Source organism: Mesorhizobium sp. M1307, assembly GCF_040318155.1.
In the GTDB taxonomy this organism is placed as follows: Bacteria; Pseudomonadota; Alphaproteobacteria; order Rhizobiales; family Rhizobiaceae; genus Mesorhizobium.
The window spans coordinates 154,751-177,011 of record NZ_JAMYLR010000003.1; the positions used below are offsets into that span (position 1 = coordinate 154,751).

27 protein-coding genes and 1 pseudogene are annotated in these 22,261 nt (G+C 61.3%); 21 read left to right on the plus strand and 7 right to left on the minus strand.

Annotation, left to right across the window (positions count from 1 at the left end; genetic code table 11):
* Positions 1–349: 349 nt before the first annotated feature.
* The gene (gene nadE, locus NKH16_RS06465) at positions 350–1,183 is read right to left on the minus strand and encodes an NAD(+) synthase (protein WP_352750038.1); all 834 of its coding nucleotides are present in this window, start codon (positions 1,181–1,183) and stop codon (positions 350–352) included.
* Positions 1,184–1,289: 106 nt separating this feature from the next.
* Between nadE and NKH16_RS06470 the strand changes: the two genes are divergently transcribed.
* Positions 1,290–1,484, plus strand: coding sequence for a hypothetical protein (locus NKH16_RS06470; RefSeq protein ID WP_352750039.1), 195 nt, complete (start codon positions 1,290–1,292; stop codon positions 1,482–1,484).
* Between the two features lie 10 nt (positions 1,485–1,494).
* Here the strand turns inward: NKH16_RS06470 and NKH16_RS06475 are convergent, their stop codons facing one another.
* A complete protein-coding gene (locus NKH16_RS06475) occupies positions 1,495–2,391 on the minus strand; it encodes a LysR family transcriptional regulator (RefSeq protein WP_352620985.1) in 897 nt (298 codons plus the stop codon).
* A 328-nt stretch (positions 2,392–2,719) separates the two neighbouring features.
* On the opposite strand from NKH16_RS06475, the gene NKH16_RS06480 reads away from it, so the two are divergent.
* The 4 genes from NKH16_RS06480 (at position 2,720) to NKH16_RS06495 (ending at position 5,511) form a co-directional block, all read left to right on the plus strand.
* The gene (locus NKH16_RS06480) at positions 2,720–3,745 is read left to right on the plus strand and encodes an aldo/keto reductase (protein ID WP_352898815.1); all 1,026 of its coding nucleotides are present in this window, start codon (positions 2,720–2,722) and stop codon (positions 3,743–3,745) included.
* Between the two features lie 142 nt (positions 3,746–3,887).
* Positions 3,888–4,406, plus strand: a complete 519-nt coding sequence (locus tag NKH16_RS06485; protein ID WP_352874767.1) for an SDR family oxidoreductase — start codon at positions 3,888–3,890, stop codon at positions 4,404–4,406.
* Positions 4,403–4,609, plus strand: coding sequence for an SDR family oxidoreductase (locus NKH16_RS06490; RefSeq protein ID WP_352451599.1), 207 nt, complete (start codon positions 4,403–4,405; stop codon positions 4,607–4,609). The genes NKH16_RS06485 and NKH16_RS06490 overlap by 4 nt, the downstream gene beginning before the upstream one ends.
* A 68-nt stretch (positions 4,610–4,677) precedes the next feature.
* Complete coding sequence (locus NKH16_RS06495; RefSeq protein WP_352451548.1) at positions 4,678–5,511, plus strand: SDR family NAD(P)-dependent oxidoreductase; 834 nt, start codon at positions 4,678–4,680, stop codon at positions 5,509–5,511.
* A gap of 116 nt (positions 5,512–5,627) precedes the next feature.
* On the opposite strand, the pseudogene tnpC reads toward NKH16_RS06495, so the two are convergent.
* The 3 genes and pseudogenes from tnpC to NKH16_RS06510 form a co-directional block, all read right to left on the minus strand.
* Positions 5,628–6,335 (minus strand): annotated as a pseudogene (tnpC, locus tag NKH16_RS06500) (IS66 family transposase); the annotation flags it as partial.
* 116 nt (positions 6,336–6,451) lie between these two features.
* Positions 6,452–7,048, minus strand: a complete 597-nt coding sequence (locus tag NKH16_RS06505; protein WP_036238319.1) for a response regulator — start codon at positions 7,046–7,048, stop codon at positions 6,452–6,454.
* Between the two features lies 1 nt (position 7,049).
* Positions 7,050–7,247, minus strand: a complete 198-nt coding sequence (locus NKH16_RS06510) for a hypothetical protein (protein WP_156937318.1) — start codon at positions 7,245–7,247, stop codon at positions 7,050–7,052.
* A gap of 251 nt (positions 7,248–7,498) precedes the next feature.
* Between NKH16_RS06510 and NKH16_RS06515 the strand changes: the two genes are divergently transcribed.
* On the plus strand, positions 7,499–9,280 hold the full coding sequence (locus tag NKH16_RS06515) for a chemotaxis protein CheB (protein WP_352743936.1): 1,782 nt from the start codon (positions 7,499–7,501) through the stop codon (positions 9,278–9,280).
* Between the two features lie 14 nt (positions 9,281–9,294).
* Positions 9,295–9,636: a response regulator gene (locus NKH16_RS06520; protein WP_352451550.1), complete on the plus strand. Its 342-nt coding sequence runs from the start codon at positions 9,295–9,297 to the stop codon at positions 9,634–9,636.
* A 67-nt stretch (positions 9,637–9,703) separates the two neighbouring features.
* Here the strand turns inward: NKH16_RS06520 and NKH16_RS06525 are convergent, their stop codons facing one another.
* The gene (locus tag NKH16_RS06525) at positions 9,704–12,004 is read right to left on the minus strand and encodes an FdhF/YdeP family oxidoreductase (RefSeq protein ID WP_352822132.1); all 2,301 of its coding nucleotides are present in this window, start codon (positions 12,002–12,004) and stop codon (positions 9,704–9,706) included.
* Between the two features lie 147 nt (positions 12,005–12,151).
* On the opposite strand from NKH16_RS06525, the gene NKH16_RS06530 reads away from it, so the two are divergent.
* From NKH16_RS06530 to NKH16_RS06550, 5 genes are all read left to right on the plus strand, one after another.
* Positions 12,152–12,370: a hypothetical protein gene (locus tag NKH16_RS06530; RefSeq protein ID WP_254818791.1), complete on the plus strand. Its 219-nt coding sequence runs from the start codon at positions 12,152–12,154 to the stop codon at positions 12,368–12,370.
* A gap of 13 nt (positions 12,371–12,383) precedes the next feature.
* Positions 12,384–12,842: a GFA family protein gene (locus NKH16_RS06535; protein ID WP_352451551.1), complete on the plus strand. Its 459-nt coding sequence runs from the start codon at positions 12,384–12,386 to the stop codon at positions 12,840–12,842.
* A gap of 149 nt (positions 12,843–12,991) precedes the next feature.
* Complete coding sequence (locus NKH16_RS06540; RefSeq protein ID WP_023676108.1) at positions 12,992–13,150, plus strand: hypothetical protein; 159 nt, start codon at positions 12,992–12,994, stop codon at positions 13,148–13,150.
* Positions 13,151–13,277: 127 nt separating this feature from the next.
* Positions 13,278–13,457: a hypothetical protein gene (locus tag NKH16_RS06545; RefSeq protein WP_031193315.1), complete on the plus strand. Its 180-nt coding sequence runs from the start codon at positions 13,278–13,280 to the stop codon at positions 13,455–13,457.
* A gap of 3 nt (positions 13,458–13,460) precedes the next feature.
* Positions 13,461–13,679 carry a hypothetical protein gene (locus tag NKH16_RS06550; protein ID WP_352590409.1) on the plus strand — a complete coding sequence of 73 codons (219 nt, stop codon included), beginning with the start codon at positions 13,461–13,463 and terminating at the stop codon, positions 13,677–13,679.
* Positions 13,680–13,722: 43 nt separating this feature from the next.
* Here the strand turns inward: NKH16_RS06550 and NKH16_RS06555 are convergent, their stop codons facing one another.
* Positions 13,723–13,989 (minus strand): hypothetical protein, encoded by a 267-nt coding sequence (locus tag NKH16_RS06555; protein ID WP_352743931.1) that lies wholly within the window; start codon positions 13,987–13,989, stop codon positions 13,723–13,725.
* Positions 13,990–14,436: 447 nt separating this feature from the next.
* Between NKH16_RS06555 and NKH16_RS06560 the strand changes: the two genes are divergently transcribed.
* From NKH16_RS06560 to NKH16_RS06600, 9 genes are all read left to right on the plus strand, one after another.
* Positions 14,437–15,153 carry a GntR family transcriptional regulator gene (locus NKH16_RS06560; protein WP_352874764.1) on the plus strand — a complete coding sequence of 239 codons (717 nt, stop codon included), beginning with the start codon at positions 14,437–14,439 and terminating at the stop codon, positions 15,151–15,153.
* Complete coding sequence (locus NKH16_RS06565) at positions 15,153–16,247, plus strand: LLM class flavin-dependent oxidoreductase (protein ID WP_352874888.1); 1,095 nt, start codon at positions 15,153–15,155, stop codon at positions 16,245–16,247. Before NKH16_RS06560 ends, NKH16_RS06565 begins: the two co-directional genes overlap by 1 nt.
* On the plus strand, positions 16,247–16,792 hold the full coding sequence (locus NKH16_RS06570) for a flavin reductase family protein (protein WP_352874762.1): 546 nt from the start codon (positions 16,247–16,249) through the stop codon (positions 16,790–16,792). Before NKH16_RS06565 ends, NKH16_RS06570 begins: the two co-directional genes overlap by 1 nt.
* A 91-nt stretch (positions 16,793–16,883) precedes the next feature.
* On the plus strand, positions 16,884–17,861 hold the full coding sequence (dctP, locus tag NKH16_RS06575; protein ID WP_352874760.1) for a TRAP transporter substrate-binding protein DctP: 978 nt from the start codon (positions 16,884–16,886) through the stop codon (positions 17,859–17,861).
* A gap of 58 nt (positions 17,862–17,919) precedes the next feature.
* Positions 17,920–18,432 (plus strand): TRAP transporter small permease, encoded by a 513-nt coding sequence (locus NKH16_RS06580; protein ID WP_352680362.1) that lies wholly within the window; start codon positions 17,920–17,922, stop codon positions 18,430–18,432.
* A 3-nt stretch (positions 18,433–18,435) separates the two neighbouring features.
* Positions 18,436–19,746, plus strand: coding sequence for a TRAP transporter large permease (locus NKH16_RS06585; protein WP_023676099.1), 1,311 nt, complete (start codon positions 18,436–18,438; stop codon positions 19,744–19,746).
* A gap of 26 nt (positions 19,747–19,772) precedes the next feature.
* Positions 19,773–20,486, plus strand: a complete 714-nt coding sequence (locus tag NKH16_RS06590) for a hypothetical protein (RefSeq protein ID WP_352455298.1) — start codon at positions 19,773–19,775, stop codon at positions 20,484–20,486.
* A 41-nt stretch (positions 20,487–20,527) separates the two neighbouring features.
* On the plus strand, positions 20,528–21,286 hold the full coding sequence (locus tag NKH16_RS06595; protein WP_352874756.1) for an HpcH/HpaI aldolase family protein: 759 nt from the start codon (positions 20,528–20,530) through the stop codon (positions 21,284–21,286).
* 12 nt (positions 21,287–21,298) lie between these two features.
* A complete protein-coding gene (locus tag NKH16_RS06600) occupies positions 21,299–22,255 on the plus strand; it encodes a C-terminal binding protein (protein ID WP_352874754.1) in 957 nt (318 codons plus the stop codon).
* The last annotated feature ends 6 nt before the right edge of the window (positions 22,256–22,261 follow it).

Below are 22,261 nucleotides of genomic sequence, written 5' to 3' on the forward strand. Positions count from 1 at the left end.
GCGATCGAGCGCGTCCTCGTCATAAGGGATGCCTCTCAACTCTCGGGGTGCGCCGACGCTAGACTTCGCCTGGAAAAGGCGACGACGCGCATCATCGACTATGGCTGCGGCGGCCTCACGCAAGAACCCTTTCACGTGAAGATCGTGCTTGCAGATGGCGTCGCCGCCTACGTCGGATCGGCCAACCTGCTCAGGCGCTCGAAGGCAGCAAACCAGAGTGCGGAATGTTATCGAGGGTCCGGCTGTTCATGCCGTCAAAGTGCTCATCGATGCGGTTGCCAACATGGAGGAAGCAATCTCCACGAGGTGCTGACCACGAAACGGTATCATGGAACTATTGCCAATGCCGTCATGGCGAGAGTGTTAGCGCAATCGCTGTCACCGGAAGCGCGCGCTTATGTGCCGTGCTGGAATGCACATGAAGAATCCGCGTCCGCGCGGCCTCGTCGATTTCCTTGCCTTCGAGGAAATCGTCGATCTGTTCATACGTGACGCCATGGGCATCTTCGTCAGGACGAAGCGGGACAAGGTTCTCCAGGTCGGCGGTCGGGATCTTGTCGACGAGTTCGGGCGGAGCGCCCAGATGCGCGGCCAAGGCTCGCACCCTGCGTTTGTTTAGCCCCGAAAGAGGAAGGATATCGGCGGCGCCGTCACCGAACTTGGTGAAGAAGCCCATCAGTGCCTCGGCCGCATGGTCGGTGCCGATGACCAGTCCTCGGCTGGCACCGGCGAGCGCGAACTGGGCAATCATGCGCTGACGCGCCTTGATGTTGCCAAGCAAGAAATCCTCGCGGCCTGCGTCGCCGAACTCGACACCAGCCCGCTTGATCGAATCTAGCATTGCGTCGGCAGCCGGCTTGATGTCGACCCGATGCACTTCGTCCGCCCCTATGGTGTCCAAAGCCCGCTGGGCGTCGCTCTCGTCGGCCTGGTTGCCATACGGGAGCCGAACGGCCAGGAATTTGGCGTCGTATCCAGCCGCTCGCAGTTCCTCAACGGCCCGTTGAGCCAGAAGGGCCGCGGTAAGGGAATCCACCCCGCCGCTGATCCCCAGCACATAGGTGCTGAGCCCCGATGCACGCAGATACGTGCCGAGAAAGTCGATACGCCGGCGTGCCTCCAGCGCGACGTCAACACTGGGAGCGACACCCAACGCGTTGATGATCATTTCCTGTTCGGTCATTGGCAGTGGGTGCTCCTGATATCACAGCAATGACGGGTTCGATGGGTTGTAGCCTGGGTAAGATATCGGGTTTGACGAGCAGTTCAATGCTGTGCGCGAGGCTGGGTTGCCTGCGGATCAATCCAGCGCGCTCAAGGGCGAGCACCATCTTATGGACGAAAGGCGCGGTGACGCCGAAGAAGCGCTGCATGTCGCGTTCGGACGTTGTTGGATTGCGATCCGCAGCACCAAGGTGACGAAGGCGGTCAATATTCTTCGCGTTGACAGCGGTTCTGTGGGAAGCGAAAGCTGCGTCCAATAGGAAGCTCGCGCTACCTCTTCTCCAGGCCTTTGAGATGTTCGATGAAGGCCCGCAGTTTGGGGTGAACTTGAGACCGCTGCGGGTAGTAGAGGTACACACCCGAGCTTGTCCCGGTGAAGTGGTCCAGAACGACTTCGAGCTTGCCGCTCGTCAACTTGTCGCTGATCGCTTCTTCAGGGCTGTAAACGACCCCCAAGCCGTCGACGGCCGCATCGATCGCCAGCAGAACATCATTGAGGATCAGCGGCCCCTTTACCTGAACCTCAAATTCCTTGCCGTCGGTCTCGAACTCCCATCGATCGTACACACGATTGCCAGCTCCCGCGCAGATGCAAGGATGGGCCAACAGGTCTTTTGGATGTTCAGGGTGCCCATGCTTGTCAAGGTAGGCCGGTGCAGCAGCCACAACCCATCGGATGGGACCGAAGAGTTTGAGCGCCACGACATCTTTGGCAAGGATGTCTGACACCCGTATTCCTGCATCAAACCCGCGCTCGAATATGTTGGTGGCCGCGTTCTCGAAGAAGATCTCAACCGTCACATCCGGGTACTTTTCGATAAAGGTCGCGATCAGCGGCCTAAGGAAGTTCGGATAGACGGTCTGCGGGACATTCAAGCGCAGACGACCGGCAGGCTTGTCCGCAGCGCTTCCCGCGTCCTTCATAGCGGAAAGGATCGCATCCAGCGCCGGTCCCGCCTGTTGCAGGAATTTCTCCCCGGCTTCGGTCAAGCTCGTAGCTCGTGTCGTTCTTGTAAGCAGGGTGACGCCCAGGCGAGTTTCGAGGTGTCTGATCATCTTGCTTATCGCAGGCGGCGAAACCCTGAGTGCTTCTGCCGCCGCCGTGAAGTTCCGCTTCTCGGCGACAAGCGCAAACGCCACAAGCCCATCAAGCTGATCCTTGTCCATTATGAACCTCTGGTTAATGTCGCATCAACCCGAATGCCATTTTTTGAAAGGAACGGCCATCGTATTCTGCGCTCACTTACGAAGACACGGCCGCAAACGCTGATGTGTTTCGGAGGTTGATCAAACCCAGTGGAGGTGCAGCACCATGAAGAACTATGCAGACGATTTCGAAACAGGCGCTCCCGAGATGCCAAGCCGCCGTAAGTTGTTCGCCGCTGGGCTAGGCATCGCCGCAGCGTCGCTGCTGCCTCTTTCCGAGTCGAGAGCTCAAACGGCAACATCGGGTGCCGCAGCCACAGGTGCAAGGTCATCGAACCTTCAGCGTCGCATGCTCGGCTCGCTGGAAGTCTCTGCCATGGGGATGGGCTGCCAAAACGTTGCCGGGATGTACAGCCCGCCCACGAACAGGCAGGAGGCCGTGCGGATCATCCGGGCGGCGCATGACCGGGGCGTGACCTTTTTCGACGTCGCTGAAGTCTATGGACCCTTCCTGGGCGAGGATATTGTTGGCGAGGCGCTTTCGCCGATCCGCGACCAGGTGATCATCGCGACCAAGTTCGGCTTCGACATCACGCCCGAAGGCCAGGTCACAGGCGTCAACAGCCGCCCTGACAATATCAAGCGGGTGACCGAGCAACAGCTCCGCCGCTTGAAGACGGACTACATTGATCTTCAATACCAACACCGTGTCGATCCGACCGTGCCCGTCGAAGACGTGGCCGGAGCGGTGCAGGAATTGATCCGTGAAGGCAAGGTCCGCCACTTCGGCCTGTCCGCTGCAGGCGAAGCGACCATCCGCCGCGCCCACAAAGTGCAGCCAGTCACGGCGGTGCAGAATGAATACTCTGTCTGGACCCGCGATCCGGAGGTGGAGGTTCTGGCGACCTGCGAGGAGCTTGGCATCGGGTTCGTGCCATGGAGCCCGCTCGGCATGGGATACCTGACCGGTACAGTCACCCCCATGTTCGTGCATGGCCCTGCCGACCTACGGGCCAACCTGCCGCGCTTCACGCCTGAAGCCCGCCGCGCCAACTGGCCGGTGGTCGAACTGCTACAGCGCGTAGGCGCACGTCATCAGGCTGCGCCCGGCCAGGTCGCCCTTGCCTGGTTGCTCGCCCGCAAGCCGTGGATCGTGCCCATTCCCGGCCCGATAACGGAGGACCAGATGGACCAGAACATGGACGCGCTGCAGGTCCAGTTGAGTGCGGCCGATGTCAAGGAGATCGATGACGGCTTTGCCCGGATCACGGTCCAGGGCGCGCGTCTGAGCCCACCAATGCTCGCGATGATCGATACCGGCGCAAAACTTGGAACGAGTTCCAAGGGCGGAACCGGCATGTCACCGGTCAGGTGACCAACCCACAAGATCCGACGGGCTGAAGTCTAGCCGGGTACCTGCGGTGCTTCTTGTCCGAGGCGCTGCCATCTCTGTGGTCCTCGCTCCGGTCTTTCCGGATCGGTAGGGCCAGTCAGAGAGCACAACGAAGGAGACTACCATGAATAACAACAATCGGGTCGCTGTAATCACTGGTGCATCCTCCGGAATCGGTGAGGCGCTGGCACGTGAGCTTCTTTCAGAAGGATATCGCGTAGCCCTTCTAGGGCGGCGCCTCGAGCGTGTCGCGGCACTCGCAGACGAACTCGGCGAAGGCGCTATCGCGATCCAGGCTGACGTGACCGACCGGGACTCCATCGCTGGAGCCGCCGCGCGCGTCCAGGAGTTCGGCGGCGCCGATGTTCTAGTCAACAACGCAGGCGTGATGCTCACAGCGCCGTTTGGATCGGGCAAGCGATCCGAGCATCGGCAGATGGTCGAAACCAATCTCCTGGGTGCCATGACTGTGACTGAGGTTTTCCTTGACCAACTCCGCGCCAAGAAGGGAGATCTGGTGAACATCTCTTCTGTGGCAGGTCGCGTAGCTCCAGCCGGGTTCGCTGCCTATTCGGCAACCAAATGGGGATCAACGGCTGGTCCGAGGCGCTTCGCGTCGAACTCCAGCCAGACATCCGCGTGATAGTCATCGAGCCTGGTGCGGTGGCGACAGAATTATCCGACCGCATCACACACGAGGAAAGCAAAAAGTCTGCTCAGGACTACCGCGACAACGTTGCAATTCCGGCTCAGGACATCGCCGAAATCATAGCCTTTGCTCTCAGCCGGCCGAAGCGGACGTCCCTCAACGAGATCCTGGTCCGCCCGACCGTGCAGGCGATGTGAACAACTGTCTTACAGCCCCATGCGCCGCAAGATCGGTGAAGGGCTGACAACATGAAAGGACACATGAGATGAGTAACAAAGTGTGGTTCATCACCGGGGCAGGACGTGGCCTCGGCCTGGACATTGCCAAGGCGGCCCTGGCAGCCGGCCACAAGGTGGTCGCGACTGGTCGTAATCCAGACAAGGTGGCGAACGCTCTAGGTGCTTCCGACGACCTTCTTGTCGTGAAACTCGATGTCACCAAGGCCGCTGACGCCGCCGCCGCCGCGCAGGCGACCCTTGAGCGGTTCGGACGGATCGACGTGCTGGTCAACAACGCGGCCAGCTTCTACGCCGGGTATTTCGAGGAACTGTCTCCCAAGCAGATGCAGTTGCAGCTAAGCACGAGCCTTGATGGTCCGATGATCGTGACGCGGGCGTTCCTTCCGGTCATGCGCAAGCAGCGCTCCGGCCAGATCGTCTCGATCTCCTCGACGGCAGGTCTGATGGGCTTTGAATTCTGCACAGCCTACTCTGCTTCGAAGTTTGGCCTCGATGGCTGGATGGAAGCGCTGCAGACTGAAGTCGGTCCGTTCGGCATCGAGACGATGATCGTCAACCCAGGCTTTTTCCGCACGGAGCTTCTGACGGAGGAGTCCACCAGTTACGCGGAAATCGCGATCGAAGATTATCACGAGCGACGCACGGCACAGATTGCCTTCTGGAAGTCCCAGAACGGCAAGCAGGGCGGTGACCCCGCTAAGCTGGCACGCGCTCTAATCACGCTCGCTGAGCAGGACGAACTGCCACGGCGCTTCCTCGCTGGCTCTGACGCTATCCAGGTGGCGGAGCAGAAGATTGCTCTCTTGCAGCAGCAGATCGAAGCGTACCGAGAACTGTCGAGTTCTCTCGCCATAGACTGAGGACGCTGGAACGCCCTGAGTCCACACCCTGCGTGCGGGCTTTGGGGCATTCGCCGATCCTCCATCTGCGTACCTTCCGAAGTCCGCTTGGGCCGACTGTAGTCTTCGGGGCCACATTACTTCCCCTTGTAAGCCCAAGGCAGCAGCTCATCGATCCGGCTCTGCTTGTGACCGTTGACGATGGCGGTGAGCGTAGTGGTCAGGTAGGCCTGCGGATCGACGGCCTTGAGTTTGCAGGTCTCGATGAGCGATGCGATGGTGGCCCAGTTCTCGGCTCCAGCGTCGTGCCCCGCAAAGAGTGCATTCTTACGATTGAGGGCTATCGGCCGGATGGTTCGCTCGACGCTGTTGTTGTCGATCTCGATGCGGCCGTCGGTCAGGAAGAGCTTCAAACCATCCCAATATTTGGCGATGTACGCCAAGGCCTCGCCGAGTGGAGACTTGGTCGCGACACGGGCGCGGTGATGGACGAGCCAGGTCTGCATGTCGGTGACCAGTGGCGTTGATCGTTCCTGTCGTCCGGCGAGGCGAGCCTCCGGATCAAGGCCACGCAGTTCGGCCTCGATCCGACCCAGTTCGCTGATCCGCTTGACGCCCTCTTCGGCGATAGGTGCTGCTCCGTTGCGGGTTATCTCCACCAGCTTGCGGCGAGCGTGTGCCCAACAATAGGCAAGCTGGATGTCCGAGCCGACACGGTCAGGTGCGATCAGTCTGTTGTATCCGGCATAGCCATCGACCTGCAGGATGCCGGAGAAGCCCTGCAATATCCGTTCGGCATGAATGCCCCGAGCGTAGGTGAAGGCCACACCAGGCGGAGCACCGCCGCAACTGTATGTTCTCAACCGAACAGGCGCGCCTCAAATTGGCCAAGGCCTATCCAAAGCCAACCGCCAAAGAGTCATAATCCATGTGCAGCGATACTAGTTGCCGGCCGGCATGGTCAGTGCAGCAGGTTTGCTCCGCGTGCCTTGACGATGTTTCGCATGATGCCGTTAAGCCAGTCCTCGGTGGAGGAACCGGATCGTCTCCTGTCGATCTCGCCGATGGCCTGCTCGAGCGTCCGCTCGACCAGCCGGTCGGAAGCGTCAACGTCTCCCAGCAGCAGACGCGCTGCGAGCCTGAGCTTAGGCAGCAGGGAAAATACGTCGTCTGACGGCTCGGTCGCCAGATTTCCGCTTGATGCTTTGGGCTCGGAGGGGAAGAGAGCATCGAAAACAGCCTGGCCGTCCGAGGATTTTCTGAGGCTGCTGGCATACCGAAGGCGCTCAGGAATAACGATGTCTTCGTCGCCGCTGAAAAACACGAACGGCACGCCGCGGCGCATCAGTTCGTCCGCGATCGGGAATACCCGTCTTCCGTTGAGATTGACGTCCAGGATCGCGGCTTCCGCCTCATCGGTATGCTTCGACGCCTGTTCGACTGTCGCCACGGGGCCAAGCACGACGGCGCCCATCTTGCTGAAATAACGTGCAAGATCGCCCGCCAGCATCCATTCGTCCTCGACGATCAGGATATGCAAGCCTTGCAGGTCGCGCACCTCATTGTTCCTTCTTTCTGCGGGAGTCACGGCTGTCGGCGCGGACTTGTACAAAATGACGCGACAAAGCCTCTTGCAACCGTTCCGCGCGCGCGAGGAGACGAGGCGGGATTTCTTCGGATACCGGGACCTTGGCCAGATCCGGCGAACGTAACGAGATTTGTTTTGCCGGCTTTATCTCAGGTGGTCGTTTTGCCATTGGAACCGCCTCGAAAACCGGATGTTAATGCCCACCGGCGGTGCTTTGTTCCGTTCGAGGACTATTTACTGGCATGAGGCTCGGTCCGGTCCCTAAAGCACGTCGCGTTTTGCCGGCCTCATGCGACGCGCTTTAGGCTGTTGTTTTTATTCATCTCGTCATCGCAAAACCGCTGCACACTTTTGCGCCACATGCATTAGTCTGAGGTCCGATTTGGCGGTTCGCAGCCGCGGCTGTTACCGAGGCGTGGCATGGTATTCCAGAACGGAAGATTTCCCATTGTCGGCGTCGGCGCATCGGCCGGCGGCATTCCCGCGATGGAGGGCCTGTTCAAAGGACTGACCGGCGACACCGGCATGGCGTTCGTCGTCGTCACTAATCTGAGCCCAGAGCGCGAAAGCCTGCTGCATGACGTTATCGCACGTTACACCGGCATGCCGGTCATCGTCGCCGAGGAGGGCATGGCGGTCCAACCCGACCAAGTCTATGTGATGCCGCAAAACGTCGTCCTCACCATCCGTAAGGGCGAGCTTTCGCTGCGCCGGCCGAACACGCTTAACCGCGAGCGCAAACCGATCGACATCTTCTTCCGTGCACTGGCCGAGGACCAAGGGGAGTACGCCATAGGCATCATCCTGTCGGGGGGCGATTCGGACGGCACGCTGGGCGCCAGGGCGATCAAGGAACATGGCGGACTGACGATTGCCCAAGCCTCCAACGGTTCCGGCGCGCGCAACCCGGACATGCCGCAAAGCGCGATTTCGAGCGGCCTGATCGATATCGAAGCGCCCGCCGAGGAGATCGGCGCAAAGCTTCAGGCGTTTGGCCGCGGCTTCAATGTGCTGAACGGGCTGGCCGAGGGGGGTGGCGAGCACAAGGCTGACATGGATCGGGCCGCCGATGAAATCGACCCCACTCTGCGCGGCCATTCCGGTCACGACTTTTCCAGCTATAAGACGAAGACGTTCTCCGCCAATGAAGAGGCGCAGTCGACTAATGAGGAGCTTGAGGCCTCGAAGGAGGAGAAGCAGTCGCTCAACGAAGAGCTCAGCACCATCAACGCAGAGCTGACCAGCAAGATTGAGGAGCTCGACCGCGCCAACAGCGATCTCAGAAACCTGTTCGAAAGCACAGAGATCGCAACCATCTTCCTCGACCGCAACCTTGTGGTGCGGACCTTTACCCCCGCTGCATCGGCCGTCTTCAATCTGCGCCCATCCGATGTCGGACAGCCGCTGACCGACCTTTCAAGCCAGCTCGACTATCCCGAGCTGAAGCCTCACATCGAGGCAGTGTTCGAGACGGGAGAGACCCTGAACCATCACCTTGCGCGCGACGACAAGGGCCGGTTCTACCTGGTTCGCATCAACCCGTACCGGGACAAGAGCGGCAGCATCCAGGGCGTCGTCGTGACCCTGATCGACGTGACGACGCTGGCGCAGGCGGAAGAGCGTCAGCAGGTGCTCATCTCCGAGCTGAACCATCGCGTCAAGAACATGCTGGCGGTTGTCGCCAGCATCACCAACCGGACCCGTGAAAACTCGGCATCGAAAGAGGAGTTCGCCGAAGCCTTGATCGGGCGCCTGCATGCAATGTCGCGAGCCTATAGTCTGCTCTCGCGCGAGAGCTGGACGGAAGCCTCCGTCGAGGAGCTGCTGCGTCAGGAACTCGATCCCTTCGGCCCCGAACGGTTTGAGCTCGATGGCAAGAGGGTAAATCTCAAGCCGGCACAAGGGCTTTCCTTCGGCATGGCCATCCATGAACTGGCGACGAATGCCGCCAAGTATGGCGCACTGTCGAAACCTGCCGGGCGGATAGTTGTGAAATGGTCGGTGGCGGACGGAACCTTCAAGCTCGTCTGGCGCGAGAAGGGCGGCCCCCGCATCAAGGAGCCAACCGACAGCGGCTTCGGCCTTACCCTTCTGCGCGGAGAAATCGGCTACAGGCTGGGCGGAAAAGTTGAAACAAGTTTCCGCTCAAATGGTTTGGAGGCGGAAATTGCATTCCCTCTGACCCGCGAGGGCTCGTCGTGACCGGAAAGGTGCGTGTGCTGATCGTCGAGGACGAATGGCTGATCGCCGACGATGCGGCGGCTTACCTGCGCAAAGCCGGCCATCAGGTGGTTGGACCTGTTTCGTCGGTGACGGCGGCACTCCGGCTCATTGGCGAAGGCGGCGTCGACGCGGCGTTACTGGATATCCAGTTGAACGACGAAACCAGCTATCCGATTGCGGAAGCGTTGCGGACGCGTGGTGTTCCGTTCGCCTTCCTCTCAGGCTTTGGTGAACGCGAAATTCCGGCCGGGTTCCGCGCTTGCAGGATCGTGCAGAAGCCGGCGAGCCAGAGTGCGATCCTGAATGCCGTGGATGAACTCGCGCGAGCCGGCTGAGGTCGCGATTTGAAAGTCGCGCCAGGTCACATCGGCGTGGTGCGTGCCTGCCGCGAACGACGAACGCCTATGGCAATATCCGCACCGGTACCGATTTGACCGCCGGAACATGAGCCTTCTCGGCTCTGTGCCACAAAGGAACCAGCGGGTTGAGCTCGGGGTAGTAACCGGCGCAATTTCCCTCCGGCACCGAGTAAGGTGTAACGCGCAGCCCGTGCACGCGGCGCTCCACACCGTCCTGCGCATTGGCTTCGAGATCGACTTCCTGTCCGGCGCTCAAACCGAGGCGCTGGATATCCTTCTCGTTCATCAACAGCACCATGCGTGTGCCGCTGATGCCGCGCAGCCGGTCGTTGTAGCCGTAGACGGTCGTGTTGAACTGGTCGTTGGAGCGCACCGTGATCAGTGTCAGCACATCGCGGCCGGCGACATCGATGTCGGGATCAGTTTCAAGGCCACTTGGCAGCTTGAAGTTGGCCTTCTTGTTCGGCGTCTCCCACACCCGCTTGCTCGCCTTGATGTCGCGATGGAAGCCGCCGGGCGTCAGGAAACGCTCGTTGAAGTCGCGGAAATGTTGGGGGTAGCAGCGCTCGATTTCGTCGCGGATGCGGGAATAATCCCCAACCCACTCGTCCCATGGGATCGAACTCCTGCCCGGCACTGTCGCCTTGGCAAGCTCGGCAACGATCCTGGGCTCGGAAAGCAGATGCGGCGAAGCCGGAGGTCGCGATCCGAACGAGCCGTGGATACAGGCGGTGGAATCCTCTACCGACACCCTTTGGTCGCCGCTCGCCTGATGATCTCTTTCCAGCCGTGACAGGCAAGGCAGCAGGTAGGTTGTCCGGCCGGCGATCAGCTGGCTGCGGTTGAGCTTGGTCGCGATCTCGACATGCAGGTCGAGCCCACGCCAGGCTTTCTCGACCAGGCCGGTTTCCGGAACGGCCCGCACGAAATTGCCGCCGAGCCCGACGAAGCCCTTGACCGATCCGTCGATGACGCCTTCGCAGGTCTCGACCGTATCGAGGCCTTTTTCGCGCGGCGGTTCGAAGGCGTAGAATTCGGCGAACTTGTCGAGCGGCACGAGCTCGGGTTTTTCCGATATGCCGACGGTGCGCTGCCCCTGGACATTGGAATGGCCGCGCAGCGGCGAAATGCCGGCGCCGGGTTTTCCGATGTTGCCGCGCAGCATCAAAAGGTTACACAGCATCTGGACGTTCTCGGTGCCGTGCCGATGCTGGGTCAAGCCCATGCCGTAATTGCCGATCACCGCGTTGGCATGGCTGTAGACCTCGGCGACATGCTCCAGGTCGGTCTGCGCAATGCCGGATCGCGCGACGATATCGCTCCACTGGGTTTTGCGCAGGAAGGCTTCGAATTCGGCGAAGCCATGCGTGTGCTCGGCGATGAAAGCTGTGTCGAGGACACGCGTCCTGCCGCTTTCGCGGGCGGCATCGTCGAGGGCCAGCAACGCCTTGGCGATACCCGTCATCGCGGCGATATCGCCGCCAGAACGAACCTGGAAGTAGTCGCTGGACATTTTGGTACCCGGTCCGGGCGACAGCATGTCGAGGGGGTTTTGCGGATTCTTGAAGCGCTTCAGTCCCCGCTCGGGCAAGGGATTGAAAGTGAAGACGGGCACGTTGCGTTGACGTGCCTCCTGCAGCGGATGCAGCAGGCGCGGCGCCGTCACCCCGGTGTTGTGCCCGAAGAAGAACATCATGTCGCATTTCGCAAAGTCTTCGAGCTGCACGGTCCCGACCGGCGAGCCGATCGATTCCGGCAAGCCGACCGAGGTCGATTCATGACACATGTTGGACGAATCGGGCAGGTTCGAAGACCCATAGATCCGCGCAAAAAGCTGGTACATGAACGAGGCCTCGAGCGAGGCCCGGCCAGACGTGTAGAACACTACCGATTTGGGATCGAGCCGCCGCAGTTCGGCAGCTATGTCGCGGAACGCATCGTCCCAGGAGACCGGCTCGTAACGGTCGGTGGCGGCACTGTAGCGCATGGGCTCTGTTAGCCTGCCCTGTTTCTCCAGATCGTGGTCCGGCCAATCGAGCAGTTCCGTCACCGAATGCTCGGCGAAGAAAGCGGGTTCGCAGCGCAGCTTGGTCTGGTCCCACATCGTCGCCTTGGCGCCGTTTTCACAGAATTCGAAAGGCCTCGGCTGGGCTGGCTTTGCCCATGAGCAAGACACGCACATATAGCCGTCGGCCTTGTTCTGCTTGAGCAGCGTGCTCCATATCCCGGACAATAGCAGGCCTTCGCCTCGCGCCTTGCGGACCAGGGATTTGAGCGATCCCCAGCCGCCTGTCGGGTGGTCGTATTTCTTGGTTTCGATGCGATCGGTTACGGCGGGTCTCATGCAAGCCGCTCCCTGTGGAAGAGCACTCATACGAACCCGCCGTGAGGCTGGATGTTCCCGGGCCGGCTCCGTATCGTCACGCCGTCCCGTCTAACCGGAACCATTTCCGCCATTGTTTGTTCGGCTCGAAGAAAGGAGCCGCGCGAAATGGAGCGACGTAACGCGTTAATTGCGATGGTGATTTCGGCCATCATCATCGTCGGCTTTCTCATAGGCTTTTTGTACGGCGATATGGGCTGGCAGACTTCGCCGCTCAAAAGAGCCCCTGAGCAGAACCAGGGTGGCAATGCTCCGGCCGATACCTCGCCTGCCGCCGGCATCAAGAAGAACCCAAAGGAAAATACCGAAATGCCAGGCCAGCAATGACGTAGGGCCAGCAATGAAATCCAGCAGCAAGGCAATACCACGAACTGAAACGGGGTCCTGTTTTTGCGGCGCCATAACGGCGGAGATGCGCGGCGAGCCTTTCTGGATTTGCTCCGATCACGATGACGACTGCCGCAAGGCGATAGGAAGCCCTCTGTCGGTGTGGGTCGGTTATCGGCCTTCCGAATTCACCTTGCTCACCGGCACGCCGAAGACCTTTTCGAAAACCCCCGGCGTGCTTCGGTCCTTCTGTGCGGATTGCGGAACATCGATCGGCTATGTCGACCAGGGCCTGCCCGACGAACTCTATTTGGCGATCGGCTTCCTCGATCATCCCGAACGGTTTCCGCCGCAGGCTCACGCATATTGGGACATGAGGCTGCCCTGGGTCGACTTTCCAGACGAGCTGCCGCGGGTGGGGACGTATTCGAGGCGGCGCGATCCGGCCTTCGGAAATCCGGCGGAACGCTAGCTTTCGATCCCCTCGCTGGTTGGAAAACGTGCCATTCGGGGCTGCGTACGAAAACAACAATTGGCGCGCGGCCGAAAACGCGCAATTATCGGCGAATGGGCCGCCGTTTGGATGACAAGCTCGATTGCAAGGCCTGCGGGACGATCCTGATGGAGATTCCCGACAACCCGAAGGATTCGACGCCGATCCATTGCAGCAATTGCGGCGCCTATCTCGGCGAATGGGGCGATCTGCAGGAGGATTTCTTCAGGCAGGCGTTCGGTGCCCAGGCCTTCGATCTGAACAACGGAAACATCATCAAGAAATAATCCTGGATCCCGCCGGCCCCAAGCCACGGCCTGTGGACCCGGCTCGTTGCGGCAATCACCGTTAGTGTCGGACCCTCGGGAACTTTTCTCCCAACCCGCTTGTTTGGGTGGCGGAAGGAGAAACGCCATGAGCACAAAACCTCCGCCTGTGCCGCCGAAGAATCTGAGCCCAAAAGGCGCCGGTGACAAAAAATCGGTAGCAGCCGACCAGGCGCCGCAATCGACCGTGCCGGATCCCGACAAGCAGGGCCAGCAAGGCAATACGAAGGTCAACACCACCCATCAAGGCAACGTCCAGGATCGCTAGGTCATGTCCACGTCGAAGAAGACTCCTGCCAGCATCCGCCAGGGCGGTCCCGGCGCCGCGCACGAAAACGCCAAGAAGCCGCTGAGCGTCGAAAAGCCGCCGGCCGACTCCGACCGTCGCAGCCACAGCAAGGTCTCCGGCGGCGGCGGCGAACGCGACAGCCACCATACCCACGACCCCGAAAAGAAAGGCGACACTCGGCCCGCGCATCAGGGCAAGTGAAATCGGGCGGCGACGTGACGATCGGTGGGGTTCGAGCGAAGTGTCAGCGGGGACGCCGCGCCGAGGCGAACGGCACGACATTGTCGACATTTGCCACCGGCAAATCGAACAGCATCGGAAGCCCCCGCGTCGCGGCCATCTCAACGATCAGCTCTTCGATGGAGTGATTGGTCAGACGGGTCTCGACGCCCAGCCGGATCATCGCCGCCAGCTTGTGCACCGGCACTGGCACGGACTTCGCCCGGTCGTCGAGCAGCTTGCTGATTTCGATCACGACGTCGGCGTCGATATTCCTGGGCAAGTCTCGCATAAGCGCCTCCCCGCCAAACGAAACGAAAAGCCCGCCGCACCTTTCGATACGGCGGGCGATCCAGTAATGCGTACCGGCGAGGGGATCGGGGTGGGCGTGCCGGCGCGCGCAGATCGCAAGTAATTTTAGTTAAATCCGTCAACTTCGATGTGTCACGGAAAAACGTCTGTACGTTTTTTACCGAACCGCGCGGATCGTTAGCTGTCCCCGCCGTCGCGCGGCGCGGCAGCACAGATGGCGCGATCCATTGCCCTCCGGACAGCGAACTCAAACAGTATACATTATAAACTTAAAACATCTTGCCAGGTGATCCAGCCTATGCTCCACTTGAGCCGGGAACATGGCTGATAGGTCGATTTCTGCCGACACGTGGCTGCATTTCAAACGGCACGACTGCGAGAACACAGCCTCAAACGATATACGAAATCTTCGCATGGGAAGGCGTGGATGACGGAAACGATAGAGCTCAAACGGGTTGGCGATGGCAATCTGCGTGCCCAGGTCTATCAACAAATCCGGCTGACGATACAGCATGGCGAATTGACGCCTGGCCAGAAGCTCGTCGATGTCGATATTGCCGCCCAGCTCGGCATTTCCAGAATGCCTGTCCGCGACGCCTTGATGCAGTTGGTGCATGAGGGCTATCTCGTCGGCACCACACGCGGCTTCACCCTGCCCACGCTTACCGCGACGGATGTCGCCGACATCTTCGAGGTCCGCCGCTTGCTCGAGCCGCGGGCCGCCGCGCACGCCGCACGGACACTTGACGCCGCTGGCCTCAAGACCCTGGCAGCCGCGCTTCGGGAGGCCGAGGCTGCGGCCGCCGCCGGCGATGCCGACCGCTTTTTCCAGGCCAATTCGGCATTCAGGAATTGTTGGCTCGGCGCCGTCGAGAACGAGCGCCTTTCCCAAACGATTGCAAGGTTCGCCGACCATGTGCTCGTCGTCCGCTTAAGGACGCTGTCGCACCAGCCGACGCAGGCCGTTATCGTTGCCGGCATGCGCGCAATCTATGAGGCATTCGTCAAGCGCGACGCCGTCGCCGCTTACGACCGCATGACCCACTTCATTCAGAACGCCGAGGAGCGTTTCATGAAGCTTAGCCCACCGTTTCAAAACTCCAACGGTGAAGGTGAGGGCATGTCGCGGCGGGGGAAAGCATGATCAGGAAGCAGCACCCGCTGAAAGGGCCGAACAGGTTCAAGCTCGGCGTCTTTTCAATGAATGCCGATGGCGGCCTGGCAATGACCACCGTTCCCGAGCGCTGGCGTGCCCGCTGGGAAGACAACCTCAATTCCGCCTGCATCGCCGATCGCGCCGGCCTCGAGTTTCTGCTGCCGATCGCCCGCTGGCGCGGCTTCGGCGGTTTGACGCATGTGCGGGAATGGTCGTTCGAGACTTTCACCTGGGCGGCGGGCCTTGCTGTCGCCACGGAAAACATCGGCCTGTTCATGACGGTGCATGTGCCGCTGGTACATCCGCTGCAGGCTGCAAAAGCGCTGGCGACGGTCGACCACATCTCCAACGGGCGGGCCGGCTTGAACATTGTCTGCGGCTGGAACCCCGACGAGTTCGCCATGTTCGGGCAGACGGTCGGCGATCGAACCTACGATCAAGCGGAGGAATGGATCAACATCATCGTGCGTGCCTATCAATCGAGGGAGACGTTCGACTTCGGCGGCGAGTTCTATGATCTGAAGGGGGTCGTCAGCCGCCCGCCAAGTCTGCAGGCGCCACGACCGGTGACCATGAACGCCGCCTTCGGCGCGCCGGGGCGCAACTATGCAGCGCGCCACTGCGACTATTTGTTTTCGACTTTTTCCGAAATCGCCGACGGCCGTGCGCATGTGGTCGACATCACCAACCGAGCGGCCGAAGTCGGACGCGAAGTCGGCGTCTATACGGTCTGTCACGTCGTCTGCCGGGAGACCCAGCAGGAAGCCGAGGACTACTACCGGCACTACGCGCTGGAATGCGCGGACGAGGGTGCGGTCGACGAGCACATGCGCAAGAAGAAGGAATTCGCGAACTCGCACGATGCGAAGGCTTTCACCGAATATCGGCAAAGGTTCGCCGGCGGTGCCGGAACCTTCCCGCTCATCGGAACGCCGGAAAAGATCGTCGACGATCTCACTGAGATCATGGACCAGGGTTATTCCGGCGCCGCCCTCACATTCGTCAACTACACCTACGAATTGCCCTTCTTCTGCGACCGCGTGCTGCCGCTGATGCGCCAGGCCGGGCTTCGAGTAAATTGATGCCGGCGGCCGCCATTCCGACGCCGTGGGTGCATGGGCACGACGCCATCGATCCGCGCGCCTTCAAGCAGGCGATGCGGGCCGTGGCGGGCTCGGTCGCCATCCTCGCGTCGGAACATGACGAGATCGGTTTTTGCGGCATCACGGCGACGGCCCTCTGCTCGTTCAGTGCCGAGCCGCCTTCCCTGCTTGCCTGTGTCAACCGCGGCAGCACCTTTGCCTCGGCCATTCGCGAAGGTTTGCCTTTTTCGGTCAATCTTCCCGCCGGCGACCAGGAGAACGTTGTGCGCGCCTTTGGCGGCATGACCAAAGCCAAGGGCGCCGCGCGGTTCTCGTCCGGATCATGGGTGCGCGGCGAAAGCGGCGCGCCTTTGCTTGTCGGCGCGCGGGCAATGTTCGAATGCCGAGTGGCCGAAATCATTGTGCGGGCGTCGCACATGATCGTCATCGGCATCGTTTCAGGCGTTGCGCTGGATCGCGCTGACCGATCGCCGGTCTTCTACGCGCATGGACGGTTCCTGACAGTAGGAGATGATGCCAACTAACCGCCATTCGCGTGGCGGCGCAGCGATCGCAATTTCAGATCGGCCCGATCATGGGCCGGATCATGGGCGAACTATCAGAGGGAGTACGGCAATGCGCATTTGGAAATCCCTTGTTCTGGCTGCACTCATGTCGGGTGTGGCGGGTATCGCCACGGCCGAAGAGGTCGTCCTCAACGCCGTGCATTTTACGCCGACGCAGAACGGCTACGCCCAGAGCTTCCTGAAGTTCGTTCAGAAGGTGAACGAAAAGGGCAAGGGCGTGGTCCAGATCAACGTGCGTGGCGGGCCGGAGGTCATTCCGCCGATCCAGCAGGGCGCGGCGCTCAGGAGCGGCCTGATCGACGTGATCGACACACCGGCAGGGCAGTTCCTGGAGCTCGTGCCCGAAGGCGAGGTTTTCTCCGCATCGTCGAAGACGCCGTGGGAGGTCCGCGACAATGGCGGCTGGGATTTCATCAACGGAATTTTCGAGAAGAAGGCCAATGCCCATCTGCTGGCGCATGTCGACGCGGGCTCGGGCTTCAACGTCTTCACCGTCGACGAACCCAAGCTCAATAGCGAAGGCAGCATCGACTGGGGCGGCCTGAAAATCCGTTCCTCGCCGCTCTACCGCGATTTCCTCGAATCGCTAGGCGCGACGGTGATCGTGCAGGCGCCGGGGGATGTCTACACCTCGCTCGAGCGCGGCGTCGTCAATGCCAACGCCTACACGGTATTTGGTTATGCGTCGTTCGGCTGGGACAAATTCACCAAATACCGTGTCGACCCGCAATTCTTCAAAACCGATGTGCTGATCTCGATCAACAAGGCGAAATGGGACACGCTGTCACCCGAGGCGCAGAAGCTGCTGGCCGACACGGCCGTCGAATACGAGCGCGCGAGCTATGACGCCAACCTTGCCGAGTCCGAAAAACAGGCACAGGCGATGATCGCCGGCGGGCAGAAGATTGTCAGCTTGACCGGCGCCGGCCGCGACAAATTCCTGGCGGCTGCGACGCAGGCGAGCTGGGCGAGAATGGCCAAACGCGATCCCACCAACATCGATCAGTTGAAGAAATTCTTCCAGTAGCCCGAGCCGAGGGCGCTGGTGCGCCCCTTCATCAAGGTGGATATGAGGGTCGTGGGAAATGGACGGATTGTTTGCAGCGATCGGGAAGCTGAGCCTTGCGTTGGCGGCGGCGGCAAAAGTGGTGCTTGGCCTCATCATTGTCGCTGTGGTTGCTGATGTATGCGTCCGCAATCTCGGCCTGAGGCCGCTTGCCTGGGCGGTGTCCGCGACGGAATACGGTCTGCTCTATGCGGCATTTCTGCCGATGCCCTGGCTGGTCCACAGCAAGGGCCATGTCTTCGTCGAGTTCCTGCGCCAGGCGCTGCCGGTGCGGGCACGAGCGGTGCTTGAAAAGCTGGTCTATCTCGCCTGCATCGGCGTCAGCCTCTACCTTGGCAGCGTCGCACTGTCGTCCCTGATAAGCGCCGTGTCGGGCGGCGAATACGAAACGCGCAGCTTCGACATGCCGAAATGGCTGGTCTTTCTGCCCATCATGCTCGCCTTCTACCTCTCGGCGCTGGAATGGCTCAGATACCTGCTCGGCCGTGACACGCTGTACACGCTCGATCCGCTGGAAATGGAAGGGCTCTGACCGGTGGCCTGGCTGTTTCCATTCGCCGTGCTCGTTGGCACCATCCTGGTGTTGATGGGGCTTGGGCTGCCGGTCGCCTTCGCGTTCTTCGTCACCAATGTGATCGGGCTGTACCTGTTCTTCGGCGGTTCGATCGGCGTGACGCAGATGGTCGCCAACTTCTCCGACGCTGTCTCGACCTATGCGCTTGCCCCGCTGCCGATGTTTCTCGTCATGGGCAGCCTGTTCTTCCGCTCCGGCCTCGGCGAGAAGGTCATCTACGCGCTCGACCTGTGCATCGGCAATCTGCGCGGACGCCTCGCCTATGTCGTGCTGGCCGCCGGCACGATCTTTTCCGCGCTGTCAGGTTCCAGCCTTGCCAATACCGGCATGATGGGCTCGCTGATGGTGCCCGAGATGCTGAAGCGAGGCTACAAGCCGCATATGGCCTACGGCCCGGTGCTTGGCGCCGGAAGCCTTGCCGTCATCATCCCGCCATCCTCGCTGGCCGTCTTGCTCGGCTCGCTGGCCCAGATCGACGTCGGCGCGCTGCTCATAGCGGGGGCTTTGCCCGGACTGCTTCTCGTTGTCATGTACGCGGCGCTGATCTTCGCACAGACGAAGATCGACCCGGACGCCGCTCCGCACTATCCGGTGCCCGCCGTTCCCGCGGCCGAGAAGGTGAGGGCGGTCGCCGTCAACATCATTCCGATGAGCGTCATCGTGTTCATGGTGGTCGGCACGATCATCCTTGGAATAGCGACCCCGACCGAGTCGGCCGGACTCGGCTGTGCCGCCGTCTTCGCCTTGTTGTTTGTCTACCGACGGTTCAGCTGGTCGGTTGTCTGGAAGTCGCTGGACGATGCGATGAAGGTCACCGGCATGACCTTCCTGATCATCTCGGCTTCGACGACGTTCTCGCAGATATTCGCCTTCTCCGGCGCCTCCAACGGCTTTATCCAGTTCATCGTCGGCTACGATCTTGGACCGTATCCCATGCTGCTCATGATGGTGCTCGTCATCCTGCTGCTCGGCATGTTCATGGATCAGGTCTCGATGATGCTGATCACGCTGCCGATCTTCCTGCCGATCGCCCAGCAATTCGGCTACGAGCCGGTATGGTTCGGGCTGATCCTGCTGCTCGCCTACGAGGTCGGCTTCACCACGCCGCCGTTTGGTCTGCTGCTGTTCATCATGATCGGCGTTGCGCCGAAAGGCACATCGCTCAAGACGGTTGCCATGGCTGCGGCGCCTTACATCGCGCTGACGCTTCTGCTGATCCTGCTGATTGTCCTCTTTCCGCAGATCGCTCTCTTTCTTCCGAATTTGATCTAGTCGAACTCGATCCAGCAGGTGTCCACATGCGCTTTGCCTATCTTGCTTTCTTCCATGATGACCGCGAGGCAAATTTGGCCATCGCCGGCGAAGATGTTGACGCCGTGCGGCGTGTGATTGCTTCAACGCCGGGCCTTGCGCTTGCAAACATCTATCTGCCCGAAGTGGCGACGGACATGTTCAACAACGATGGTCCACCGCCGGTCTTTGGCTTCCAGCTCTATTTCGACGAACTGGCGGACATGGAGGCGGCGCTGGCGCCGTCCGGCCATCTGCAGGCGCTTGCCGCACCTGGTATGCTGTCGAGCATCGCCGGTTCGAGGCCGACGCAACAGGCAATGTGCGTGCGTCCGTTTCCCGTCGACGACGCTGGCGTCAAGACGTCCGGGCTGCCCTGCAGCTATCTTGTCCACTATCCCGGGCCGGCCGAAGACATGAATGCCTGGCTCTACCACTATGTGACGCATCATCCGCAATTGATGCGGGGCTTCCCCGGCATTCGCCACATCGAGGTTCTGTCGCGACTGGATTGGTGCGGTTCGCTGCCCTGGCCGCGGATCGACCATATGCAGCGCAATCGCGTCATGTTCGACAGTCCCGCTGCATTGACGCACGCGCTGCAATCGCCGGCGCGGCTGGAGATGCGCGCCGACTACAAGACCTTCCCGCCGTTTTCAGGCGGCAGCCGGCATTTCCCGATGTCGACGGAAGCCGTGCATCCTTTGGCGCGGGCCACATAGCGCACACAGGTTTGCCGACGCCGAAAATTTCTGGAGATTTCATGTACGACTTTCGCAAGAAATGTGTCTCTCTCGATCGCCTCATCGGTACCTTCTGTGCCATCCCGCACCCTGTGGCGGTCGAAGTGGCCGCCGCCAGCGGGGTCGATTTCCTGTGCATCGACTGGGAGCATTCGCAGATCGGCCGCGAACGGCTCGAGGATCTGATCCGCGCCGCCGATGTCCACAGGATTCCCGCGATGGTGCGCGTTCCCGGCCACACGCCGGAGTGGATGGCGGCCGCGCTCGACGCCGGCGCGTCGGGCGTCCTGGTACCCCGCGTCTCCACGGCCGAGCAAGCGCGCATCCCGGTCATGGCCTGCCGGTACCCGCCGGTCGGCGCCCGCGGTGTCGGCCCGGGCCGCGCCGCCGGTTATGGCTACAGGATTCCGGACTACCTCAAATCGGCCAACGAGGTCCTGACGGTCGCCATCCAGGTCGAGACGGCCGAAGGGCTCGCCAACATCGACGACATCGTCCAGGTCGACGGCGTCGACGTGGTCTTCATTGGCCCCGGCGACCTGTCGGTCTCGATCGACGCCATGGGGCCGGCCGGCCAGGACAAGCTCAATGCAGCGATTATGAGGATCGCGGCCGCGGCGCGCACGGCCCGCAAGGCCGTCGGCATCTTTCGCCCTTCGGCGGATGATGTCGGTAAATGGTCGCGGCACGGCATCAGCTTCTACATGCTGGCCAGCGACACGATGTTTCTCGGGGCCGGCCTTGCCGCCGGCGTCGCCTCGGCGCGCAGCGCCTCATAGCAAGAGTTTGCCATGAAGATCATCAAGACCGACGGTGTGCTGTCAGTCGAGGAGGAGCAGCTGCGCTACCTCGACGGCTTGAACGTCGAATTTGTCGAAAAGACGCTGCTCACGGAAGATGCCCTGATCGAACACTGCCGCGACGCCGACGCATTGATGGTATTGCGGGAGCCGATCACGGCTCGCGTTTTGGCGGAACTGAAGAGGCTCAAGGTCATCGGGCGGTTCGGCGTAGGGCTCGATTCGATCGACGTCGAGGCCGCCAGCCGTGCCGGTGTTCAGGTAACCTACGTGCCGGACGCCAATCTGGTTGAAGTCAGCACCCACGCCATGGCCCTGATCCTGGCCTTGACGCGCAGGCTGAAACAGTTCGACAGCGCGGTGCGCGCCGGCCGCTGGGCTGCAATGACCGACGGCGCCGGCATCACGCGGCCCGACAGGCAGATCCTCGGCCTGATCGGCTTCGGCCAGATCGGGCGGCTGACTGCCGAGCGGGCGCGGGTCTTCGGCTACCAGATCATCGCCTATGACCCGCATATGCCGGCCGAGCGCATCGCGGCCGGTGGTGCCGAACCGGTCGGCTTCGACGAGCTGCTGGCCAGGGCCGACATCGTCTCGCTGCACGTTCCCGCGACACCGGAGACCAGAAACATCATGTCGGCGCAAGCCCTGTCGCGGATGAAGGAAGGGGCGATACTCATCAACGTGGCCCGCGGCGGCCTGGTCGACGAGGTCGCATTGGCGGACGCGATCCGGCGCGGCCATCTGGCAGGCGCCGGCATCGACACGTTCGAGCGGGAGCCGCCTTCGCCCGACAATCCGCTGCTGGCGCTGGACACCGTCCTGGTCAGTCCACACGCGGCGCACTACTCGACCCAGTCTTACGCGGAGGTTCGCAACAAGGTGTTTGCCGATGTCGCATCGGTCCTGCGCGGCGGCAAGCCGGTATATCCGGTCAACCGGATATGACCAATT

Excerpts from the sequence above, each read along its gene's own strand:
- nadE (WP_352750038.1), bottom strand. The coding sequence starts at position 1,183 with ATGACCGAACAGGAAATGATCATCAACGCGTTGGGTGTCGCTCCCAGT.
- NKH16_RS06475 (WP_352620985.1), bottom strand. The coding sequence starts at position 2,391 with ATGGACAAGGATCAGCTTGATGGGCTTGTGGCGTTTGCGCTTGTCGCC.
- NKH16_RS06480 (WP_352898815.1), top strand. The coding sequence starts at position 2,720 with ATGCTCGGCTCGCTGGAAGTCTCTGCCATGGGGATGGGCTGCCAAAAC.
- NKH16_RS06485 (WP_352874767.1), top strand. The coding sequence starts at position 3,888 with ATGAATAACAACAATCGGGTCGCTGTAATCACTGGTGCATCCTCCGGA.
- NKH16_RS06495 (WP_352451548.1), top strand. The coding sequence starts at position 4,678 with ATGAGTAACAAAGTGTGGTTCATCACCGGGGCAGGACGTGGCCTCGGC.
- NKH16_RS06510 (WP_156937318.1), bottom strand. The coding sequence starts at position 7,247 with ATGGCAAAACGACCACCTGAGATAAAGCCGGCAAAACAAATCTCGTTA.
- NKH16_RS06515 (WP_352743936.1), top strand. The coding sequence starts at position 7,499 with ATGGTATTCCAGAACGGAAGATTTCCCATTGTCGGCGTCGGCGCATCG.
- NKH16_RS06525 (WP_352822132.1), bottom strand. The coding sequence starts at position 12,004 with ATGAGACCCGCCGTAACCGATCGCATCGAAACCAAGAAATACGACCAC.
- NKH16_RS06530 (WP_254818791.1), top strand. The coding sequence starts at position 12,152 with ATGGAGCGACGTAACGCGTTAATTGCGATGGTGATTTCGGCCATCATC.
- NKH16_RS06535 (WP_352451551.1), top strand. The coding sequence starts at position 12,384 with ATGAAATCCAGCAGCAAGGCAATACCACGAACTGAAACGGGGTCCTGT.
- NKH16_RS06540 (WP_023676108.1), top strand. The coding sequence starts at position 12,992 with ATGGAGATTCCCGACAACCCGAAGGATTCGACGCCGATCCATTGCAGC.
- NKH16_RS06545 (WP_031193315.1), top strand. The coding sequence starts at position 13,278 with ATGAGCACAAAACCTCCGCCTGTGCCGCCGAAGAATCTGAGCCCAAAA.
- NKH16_RS06550 (WP_352590409.1), top strand. The coding sequence starts at position 13,461 with ATGTCCACGTCGAAGAAGACTCCTGCCAGCATCCGCCAGGGCGGTCCC.
- NKH16_RS06555 (WP_352743931.1), bottom strand. The coding sequence starts at position 13,989 with ATGCGAGACTTGCCCAGGAATATCGACGCCGACGTCGTGATCGAAATC.
- NKH16_RS06560 (WP_352874764.1), top strand. The coding sequence starts at position 14,437 with ATGACGGAAACGATAGAGCTCAAACGGGTTGGCGATGGCAATCTGCGT.
- NKH16_RS06570 (WP_352874762.1), top strand. The coding sequence starts at position 16,247 with ATGCCGGCGGCCGCCATTCCGACGCCGTGGGTGCATGGGCACGACGCC.
- dctP (WP_352874760.1), top strand. The coding sequence starts at position 16,884 with ATGCGCATTTGGAAATCCCTTGTTCTGGCTGCACTCATGTCGGGTGTG.
- NKH16_RS06580 (WP_352680362.1), top strand. The coding sequence starts at position 17,920 with ATGGACGGATTGTTTGCAGCGATCGGGAAGCTGAGCCTTGCGTTGGCG.
- NKH16_RS06590 (WP_352455298.1), top strand. The coding sequence starts at position 19,773 with ATGCGCTTTGCCTATCTTGCTTTCTTCCATGATGACCGCGAGGCAAAT.
- NKH16_RS06595 (WP_352874756.1), top strand. The coding sequence starts at position 20,528 with ATGTACGACTTTCGCAAGAAATGTGTCTCTCTCGATCGCCTCATCGGT.
- NKH16_RS06600 (WP_352874754.1), top strand. The coding sequence starts at position 21,299 with ATGAAGATCATCAAGACCGACGGTGTGCTGTCAGTCGAGGAGGAGCAG.